The organism is Novosphingobium sp., from assembly GCF_036803765.1.
Classification (GTDB): Bacteria; Pseudomonadota; Alphaproteobacteria; order Sphingomonadales; family Sphingomonadaceae; genus Novosphingobium.
Genome location: NZ_DAIRTS010000051.1, coordinates 1 through 8,565, shown reverse-complemented (window position 1 = coordinate 8,565; position 8,565 = coordinate 1). Strand labels below are relative to the sequence as shown.

The window sequence follows — 8,565 nt, the reverse complement described above, 5'->3', positions numbered from 1 at the left end:
CCTGCGACCCGCCCTGCCGATTGGAGTGACTGACGCATCATGAAAGCTCTGGCCCTGCCCTGGTCGAGCGCCGTGGTGGCACTCGTCGCCGCCATCGCCATGCCTTTTGCCGGAGCCAGCCTGTGGCTGGCCTTCGCCGTGCTCGTGGCGTGGCTAGCTTCACTTTGGCTCGCTCGCCCCGAGCCCGAGATCGTCCAGGTGCGGACCGAGGAAGGCAGCGTCTCACGCTCGGCGATGATCGCGCTTGTCGAGCCGTTCAGCGTGCCCGTCCTGATGCTCGACCAGCAGCGCATCGCCTCGGCCAATGCCGCGGCGCGCGAGGCGCTCGGCCCGCATATCGTCGGCCAGGATGCCCGCGTCGCGCTGCGCCACCCGCAGGCGGTGACCCTGCTCGACAAGCCCGAGGGCATGGCGCTGGTTCGCGGCCTTACGGGCGCGCGCAGCATCTGGCAGGTCAGCCGCGTCGCGATCGACGAGCGGTTCTCGTTGATCGAACTGGTCAACCGCACCGCCGAGGCCGACATCAGCCGCGCGCACACCGATTTCGTCGCCAACGCCAGCCACGAGTTGCGCACGCCGCTCGCCTCGATCATCGGCTATGTCGAAACGCTGGCCGATCCTGATGCCAAGGTCGATCCCGTCACGACCGCGAAGTTCCACAACACCGTCCTGCGCGAATCCAAGCGCCTGCAGACGCTGGTTGAAGACCTCATGTCGCTGTCGCGGATCGAGGCCGAGAAGCACGAGTTCCCGCGCGAGAAGATCGACCTTGGGCAGATGGCCCAGACCATCGGCAGCGAGGTGGCCTTCACCGTCGGCGAGGAACGCATCATTCTCGAGACGGAACCGGGCGTCGTGTCTGGCGACCGGCAGCAGCTCGACCAGCTGGTGCGCAACCTCATCGACAACGCCCTCAAGTACGGCGATGCCGAGGCACCGGTCACCTTGCGTGTGCGGCGCGACAACGCCGACGTGGTGCTCGAGGTGCAGGACCGCGGCGAAGGCATCCACCCCGATCACCTGCCCTACCTGACGCGGCGCTTCTATCGCTCCGATCCGGGACGCAGCCGCGCTGCCGGCGGTACGGGGCTGGGCCTCGCGATCGTCAAGCACATCGTCGAGCGCCATCGCGGCAAGCTCGACATCGCCAGCAAGCTCGGCGAGGGCAGCATCTTCACCGTGCGCCTGCCGCTCGTCCAGCAGCCTGTCTTGCCACAGGGTTGAGCCAAAAATCGCCACGTTGCGCAGGCTGACGCAGCGAGCTAATCGCGCTTGCCGTCATATTCGCCGATTCATCGTCACGGATATGTCACAACGCGGTCTCATTGGCGCGGCAACCTCGTGCAGACGTCCCATCTTAGTGGGTATTGGAAACGCCACGCCATGTCTTCCGTCCCCGTTCCCGTCTCCAGCCCCCGCCGTGCGGGCACTCCGCTGCTGGCACTGGTCGTGACGCTCGCGCTCGGCGGATGCGACGGCGGCGCCGGCGCCAGCCGCGACCAGGTGCGTGCCGTGGGCTCGTCGACGGTCTATCCCTTCGCCAAGGCGGTTGCCGAGCAGCTCGCGCGCAGCGATGCGACGATCAAGTCTCCCATCATTGAATCCACCGGCACCGGCGCGGGGATGAAGCTGTTCTGCGCCGGGATCGGGCCGCAGCATCCCGACATCGCCGATGCCTCGCGCCGTATGAAGCGATCCGAGTTCGACGACTGCGTCGCCCATGGTGTCAAGGACATCGCCGAGATTCAGGTCGGGCTCGACGGCGTGGCGTTCGCCGAGGCAAGGGGCGGCTCGAACCTCGCGCTGACGCCGCAGGACATTTACCGCGCCCTGGCGAAGAACCCCTACGGCCGCCCCAATGCGTCGAGGACCTGGCGCGACGTCAACCCCGCGCTGCCCGATTATCCGATCCTGGTCTATGGCCCACCATCCACCTCGGGCACGCGTGATGCGCTGCGGGAACTGATCCTGACCAAGGGGTGCGACGAAACCCAGGCGATGGCCGCGCTGAAGGCCAGCGATCACAAGCGCCACGACGCGATATGCGGCGAAGTGCGCGAGGATGGCGCCTATGTCGATGCCGGCGAGAACGACAACCTCGTCGTCCAGAAGATCGAGGCGAATCCCCGCGCGATCGGCGTTTTCGGCTTTTCGTACGTCGAGGAAAATGCCGATCGCATTCGCGGCCTGACGATGAGCGGCGTGGTGCCGACGTACCGGACCATTTCCGACTTCAGCTACCCCGGCGCCCGGCCGCTCTACATTTACGTGAAGAAGGCCCATCTCAAGGCCATTCCGGGCTTGCAAGCCTATGTCACGCAATGGTCAAAGCTGTGGGGCAAGGACGGTGCTCTCGCCAAGCTGGGCATGGTGGTGGCACCCGATGCGGTGCTCGCGCAAAGTGCCCGTGCGGTCGCCACCATGCCGTCGCTCGACGGCGGCGCATTGAAGTAGAACGGACCCGAGGAAGACTGCCGCACCGTCATGTCACCAGCCATTCTCCTCCTGCTCGCCCTCGGGCTGGGCCTCGTCGGCTGGCTGGCCGCGCGCTCGCGCGCTTGGGCATTTCGGCGCCGGTCGCCGACCGTCCACCTGCATTCGTTGCCGAGCTTCCACGCCTGGTACGTCGCCCTGTGGATCATGGTCCCCGCGCTGGTCTTCGCCGTGGCCTGGAGCTTGGTCAGCCCTGCGCTTGTGACCGCGCAAGTGCTCGCCGATCCGGCCGCGCACGTGCTGCCCGCCTCCGGGTTCGATCGGCAGTCGATGCTGGCCCAGGCCCGTGCGGTGGCCGAGGGCCGGGCCTTCGGCGTCTTCGCGCCCGAAGCTGCGGGCCTGGTCGATCCGTACCGCGCCGCGCTGGCCCGGTTCGAATCGATCGGCCTCGTGGTCACGATACTCGTGGCGCTGGCCGGCGGGGCCTTCGCGTTCCTGCGCCTCAAGCCCGACTTCACCGCACGCACGCGGGTCGAGCGCGCGGTCATGAACCTCCTGCTGATCGCCTCGCTGGTCGCGATCCTGACCACGGCCGGCATCATCGTCAGCCTGGTGTTCGAGACGGTCCGCTTTTTCGGGATGGTCTCACCGATCGATTTCCTGTTCGGCACGCACTGGGCGCCCGACCCGATGAGCACCGGCGTGCCCGACGGACACCAGTATGGCGCGATCCCGCTGTTCTGGGGCACGATCTACATCGGTGCGATCATCGCCATGATCGTTGCCATTCCGCTTGGCCTGATGAGCGCCATCTACCTCACCCAATATGCCTCGCACACGGTACGCCAGGTGATGAAGCCGCTGCTCGAGATTCTCGCCGGCATCCCGACCGTGGTCTACGGCTATTTCGCCGCGCTGACCGTCGCACCAGCGGTCCGCGACTTTGCGCAAGGCATCGGCATCGACAATGCCTCGACCGAAAGCGCGGTCGCAGCCGGGCTGGTCATGGGCGTGATGATCATCCCGTTCGTCTCCTCCATGGCCGACGATGCGCTTGCCGCCGTGCCGCAGTCGCTGCGCGACGGCAGCCTCGCGATGGGGGCGACCCGCGCCGAGACGATCCGCAAGGTCTTGGTCCCCGCGGCGCTTCCCGGCATCGTGGCCGGCATCATGCTCGCGATCAGCCGCGCCATCGGCGAGACGATGATCGTGGTCATGGCCGCGGGGGCCTCGGCCAACCTGACCGCAAACCCGTTCCAGTCGATGACCACGGTGACGTTCCAGATCGTGGCCATGCTGACCGGCGAAGGCAGCTTCGACCATCCCGCCACGCTGTCGGCCTTTGCGCTCGGCATGGTGCTGTTCCTCGTGACGCTGGCGCTCAACTTCCTCGCGCTGCGCGTCGTCAAGCGGTACCGCGAAGCCTATGACTGAGGCACTGATGCAAACGGCCGATCCATCCGTCCGGCTCCAGCGGATGAACGCGCGACTGGCCGCCCGCCGTCGCACCGACCGCCTGTTCGGGCTGGCTGGCCTCGCCGCGGTCGCTTTCTCGGCATTGATCCTCGCCTACTTGCTGGTCTCCATGTCGGCGAGCGGCATCGCCGGGTTCCAGCGCAGCGAATTGCGGATCACCGTGCCGCTGGCCGGCCGCCTGCAGGTCGATCGCACGCTCCTCGCCCGACCCAACGCGGCAAGTGCGCTGGAAGACGCGGGCCTGCCGAGACTGGTCGAGGACGCCGCCGCCCGCGATCTCGGCCCCGATGGCGGGGCGCTGCTGTCCGACGATGCCTGGCGCGAGATCGCCGCGCGCATCGTCGCTGATCCCGCGCTGCTCGATGCCCGCGCGCTGGCGGTCTCGGTACCGGCGACCGATGCCCTGGCTGCTGCCGGTCGTGGCGACGGCGCCAGCAAGCTGCGCCCTGTCGCGCAGCGACTGATGCGCGAAGGCAAGCTCGTGCGCGCATTCGACTGGCGGTTCCTGACCCGCTCGGACGCCACCAGCCCCCAGGCCGTCGGCATCTGGGGCGCGCTCAAGGGCTCGATCTTCACGATGCTGGTCACACTGGTGCTGGCGTTCCCGGTGGGCGTGCTTTCGGCGCTCTATCTGGAGGAATACGCGCCGCGCAATCGCTGGACCGATCTGATCGAGATCTCGATCAACAACCTGGCGGCGGTTCCCTCGATCATCTTCGGCCTGCTCGGCCTCGCGGTGTTCCTTGCCGCCTTCCCCAACTTCCGCTCGGCCCCGCTGATCGGCGGCATGACGCTGGCGCTGATGACGATGCCGGTGATCGTCATCAGCGCGCGCAACGCGATCAAGGCCGTGCCCCCTTCCATCCGCGACGCCGCGCTGGCCATGGGCGCCAGCCCGGTGCAGGTGGTCTTTCACCACGTCCTGCCGCTCGCCCTGCCCGGCATCATGACTGGCACCATCATCGGCATGGCGCGCGCGCTGGGCGAGACCGCACCGCTACTGATGATCGGCATGCGCGCCTTCGTCGCCAGCCCGCCGTCGAACCTGACTTCGCCGTCCAGCGTGCTGCCAGTGCAGATTTTCCTGTGGTCCGACGAAATCAACCGCGGCTTCGTGGAGCGCACCAGCGCCGCCATCGTCGTCCTGCTGATCTTCCTGCTCCTGATGAACGGCCTTGCGATCACTGTGCGCAACCGCTTCGAGAAACGGTGGTAACATGAACGCCCCCTCACGCCCGGCGGATGCCCTGCAGGCTCAGGACGGTCCCGCCAAGATCAGCGCGCGGCACGTCTCGGTCTACTACGGCGCCAAGTGTGCGATCGACGACGTGTCGATCGATGTGCCCAAGGACTACGTGACCGCGTTCATCGGTCCCTCGGGCTGCGGCAAGTCGACCTTCCTGCGCTCGCTCAACCGCATGAACGACACGATCGCCAATGCCCGCGTCGAGGGGGAAATCCTGATCGACGGCCAGGACATCTACCGCTCGGGGATGGATGTCGTGCAGTTGCGGGCGCGGGTCGGCATGGTGTTCCAGAAGCCCAACCCCTTCCCCAAGTCGATCTACGAGAACATCGCCTACGGCCCGCGCATCCATGGCCTGACCACCAGCAAGGGCGAGCTCGACCGCATCGTCGAAACCTCGCTGCAGCGCGCCGGCCTGTGGGACGAGGTCAAGGACCGGTTGAGCGATAGCGGCACGGCGTTGTCGGGCGGCCAGCAACAGCGCCTGTGCATCGCACGCGCCATCGCGGTCGATCCCGAGGTGATCCTGATGGACGAGCCGTGCTCGGCGCTCGACCCGATCGCCACCGCGCGGATCGAGGAACTGATCGACGAGTTGCGCGGGCGCTATGCGATCGTCATCGTGACGCACTCGATGCAGCAGGCCGCGCGCGTGTCGCAACGCACCGCGTTTTTCCACATGGGCCGCATCGTCGAATACGGCACCACCTCGGACATCTTCACCAATCCGCGGGAAGAGCGCACCAAGGACTACATCACCGGCCGGTACGGGTAAGGATTTCGAACGTGGCAGAACATACCGTCAAGGCCTTCGACGAGGACATCACCCGGCTGCGCGGCCTGGTCGCCGAAATGGGCGGTCTCGCCGAACTGTCGATCACCGAGGCGATGGACGCGCTGATCGGCGGCAACGAGGAACTCGCCGAGGCGGTGATCGCGCGGGACAAGCGCATCGACCAGCTCGAAGGCGAAGTCGACCGCCTCGCGATCCGCGTGCTCGCCCTGCGCGCGCCGATGGCCGACGACTTGCGCGAAGTCATCGCCGCACTCAAGATCGCCGGGGTGATCGAGCGCATCGGCGACTATGCCAAGAACATCGCCAAGCGCGTCGGGCACATCGAGGGGCGCAAGCGGTTCGAGCCGCTGACCCTGCTGCCGATCATGAACGAACTGGCCAGCGAGATGGTCCACGACGTCCTCACCGCCTATGCCGCGCGCGATGCCGTGGCGGCGTCCGAGATCGTCGAGCGGGACGCCAAGGTCGATGCGATCTACGACAGTGTGTTTCGCAACTTCGTCTCGTACATGGTTGAAAACCCAGCCACCATCAGCAGCGTCGCGCAGTTGATGTTCGTCGCGCGCAACATCGAGCGGATCGGCGACCAAGCGACCAACATCGCCGAAATCGTGCACTACGCCGCGACCGGTGCCTACCTGCCCGAGCGCGAGGACGTGCTGCCGCCGGTGTAAACGAAGTTTAGCGGATCATTCGTCACGGCGACGTAACATTCGTCGTGCTTTCGCCATGTTACGGTCACGCCGGGTCGGTATTGTCCCGCTACGGTCATCGGAGGTCTGGCATGTCTGCCCCCAAGTTGCTTCTCGTCGAAGACGATACCGCACTCGCCGAACTGGTCGAATACCGCTTCCGCGGCGAAGGCTATGACGTGCGCACCACCGACGACGGGGACGAGGCACTGCTGCTCGCGGCCGAGGACACGCCCGATCTCGTGCTGCTCGACTGGATGATCGGCGGCACCAGCGGCATCGAGGTATGCCGTCGCCTGCGCCGCCAGAAGGCGACCGCGCACGTGCCGATCATCATGCTCACCGCGCGCAGCGACGAGGACGACCGCGTGCGCGGGCTGGAAACCGGCGCCGACGATTACGTCACCAAGCCCTTCTCGCCGCGTGAGCTGATTGCCCGCGTGGGTGCGGTGCTGCGCCGCGTGCGCCCGGCGCTGGCCGGCGAGACGATCACCGTCGGGGACCTCTCGCTCGATCCCACCGCGCATCGCGTGATGCGGCGGGGCCAGGCGATCAAGATCGGGCCGACTGAATTCCGCCTGCTGAAGCATTTCATGGAGCACCCCGGCCGCGTCTTCTCGCGCGGACAATTGCTCGATGCGGTGTGGGGCAGTGGCAGCGATATCGAACTGCGCACCGTCGACGTTCACATTCGCCGCCTGCGCCAGGCGATCGCCCTGCCCGGCGCGGCCGATCCGGTCCGCACCGTTCGCTCGGCCGGCTACGCTCTCGAAGGCGTCTGAGCCGCAGACGGCGGCGTTCCGGCCAGCAATGCCGGAACCTGATCGACGAGGAACTGCAGGCAACGCCGCAACCGCTGCGTGCGGCCCTGTCGCGGTTCGAACAGCGCGATGATCGGCAATGCCGGCAGGTCGAGCGAGGGTAATACCTGCACCAGCGCGCCCGAGGCAAGGTCGTCCACCACGTCCCACTGCGCCAACAGGGCAATCCCGGCACTCTCCAGCGCCCAATGCCGCGCGACGTCGGCATCGTTGGTCAGGAGGCCGCCGGGACGGGTCAGGATCTCGGCCAGACCGCCCTGCGGCACGCAGCCCGCGTCATCGAGCACTGCAATGCGGTCATGGTTCGCCAGATCCTCCAGCGTCGCCGGGGTCCCCCGCCGCGCGAGATAGGCTGGCGAGGCGCAGAGCACGCGGGCATTGTCGCCGAGCTTGCGGCAGATCAGCGACGAGGACGGCGGCGGCGTGAAGGAGATCGCGAGGTCGTGCCCGCTTTCCACCGGGTTCGCCAGCGTCTCCACGCTGTCCATCTGCACCGAGACATCGGGATGCGCGCTGGCGAACCGCGCCAGCAGGACGCCCAGGCGCTGCCGCCCGAACGCCAGCGACGTCACCACCCGCAGCGTGCCCGCCGGCCCACCGGCCATCTCGCGGATCGATGTTTCCGCCCGCTCCATCTCCTGCAGCGCCTGTCCTGCCTGGCGATAGAACATCGCGCCTTCCTCGGTCAGCGACAGGTGGCGGCTGTTGCGCCGCACGAGCGCCACGCCGAGCCTCGCCTCGAGCTGTGAGAGCCTCCGGCTGACCACCGGCAGCGACAGGCCCATGCGCGCGGCCGCCTGCGAGAGGCTCCCGCTTTCGGCGACACGGACAAACGACATCATCTCGGAAAAGCGATCGGCCATTATCAGAGGATAGGAACCGCACATTGCGTCGCAACAGACACTGCGTTGCAGAACTGTTTGAAATTGTTGCCTGAATTAGCTTTTCTACTGCAAGCCACTGATACTAAGCATGTTTTCCGTTTGCGAAACGGACCCTTGCCGGGACCGGGCATGGCCACGGGCGTTCTGCATCGCGACATATCGCGGGGTCGCCGATCGCGGCGCTCTACCGGATCACCCCCCAGCCCCCATCCCCTAG

General features: G+C 66.9%; 8 protein-coding genes. 7 read left to right on the top strand and 1 reads right to left on the bottom strand.

Annotation, left to right across the window (positions count from 1 at the left end):
* Positions 1-39 precede the first annotated feature (39 nt).
* From V7Q48_RS18110 to phoB, 7 genes are all read left to right on the top strand, one after another.
* The gene (locus V7Q48_RS18110) at positions 40-1,224 is read left to right on the top strand and encodes a sensor histidine kinase (protein ID WP_333840630.1); all 1,185 of its coding nucleotides are present in this window, start codon (positions 40-42) and stop codon (positions 1,222-1,224) included.
* 159 nt (positions 1,225-1,383) lie between these two features.
* Positions 1,384-2,454 (top strand): substrate-binding domain-containing protein, encoded by a 1,071-nt coding sequence (locus V7Q48_RS18105; RefSeq protein ID WP_333840628.1) that lies wholly within the window; start codon positions 1,384-1,386, stop codon positions 2,452-2,454.
* A 30-nt stretch (positions 2,455-2,484) separates the two neighbouring features.
* Positions 2,485-3,867, top strand: a complete 1,383-nt coding sequence (pstC, locus tag V7Q48_RS18100) for a phosphate ABC transporter permease subunit PstC (protein ID WP_333840626.1) — start codon at positions 2,485-2,487, stop codon at positions 3,865-3,867.
* Entirely contained in the window at positions 3,860-5,125 is a 1,266-nt protein-coding gene (gene pstA, locus V7Q48_RS18095; RefSeq protein ID WP_442947161.1) for a phosphate ABC transporter permease PstA, read from the top strand. The genes pstC and pstA overlap by 8 nt, the downstream gene beginning before the upstream one ends.
* Position 5,126: 1 nt before the next feature.
* Positions 5,127-5,930, top strand: coding sequence for a phosphate ABC transporter ATP-binding protein PstB (pstB, locus tag V7Q48_RS18090; protein WP_333840624.1), 804 nt, complete (start codon positions 5,127-5,129; stop codon positions 5,928-5,930).
* A gap of 11 nt (positions 5,931-5,941) precedes the next feature.
* On the top strand, positions 5,942-6,625 hold the full coding sequence (gene phoU / locus V7Q48_RS18085; protein WP_333840621.1) for a phosphate signaling complex protein PhoU: 684 nt from the start codon (positions 5,942-5,944) through the stop codon (positions 6,623-6,625).
* Positions 6,626-6,735: 110 nt separating this feature from the next.
* Complete coding sequence (gene phoB / locus V7Q48_RS18080; RefSeq protein ID WP_333840619.1) at positions 6,736-7,425, top strand: phosphate regulon transcriptional regulator PhoB; 690 nt, start codon at positions 6,736-6,738, stop codon at positions 7,423-7,425.
* Here phoB and V7Q48_RS18075 read toward each other — a convergent pair.
* Complete coding sequence (locus V7Q48_RS18075; protein WP_333840617.1) at positions 7,404-8,327, bottom strand: LysR family transcriptional regulator; 924 nt, start codon at positions 8,325-8,327, stop codon at positions 7,404-7,406. The genes phoB and V7Q48_RS18075 overlap by 22 nt on opposite strands.
* Between the last annotated feature and the right edge of the window lie 238 nt (positions 8,328-8,565).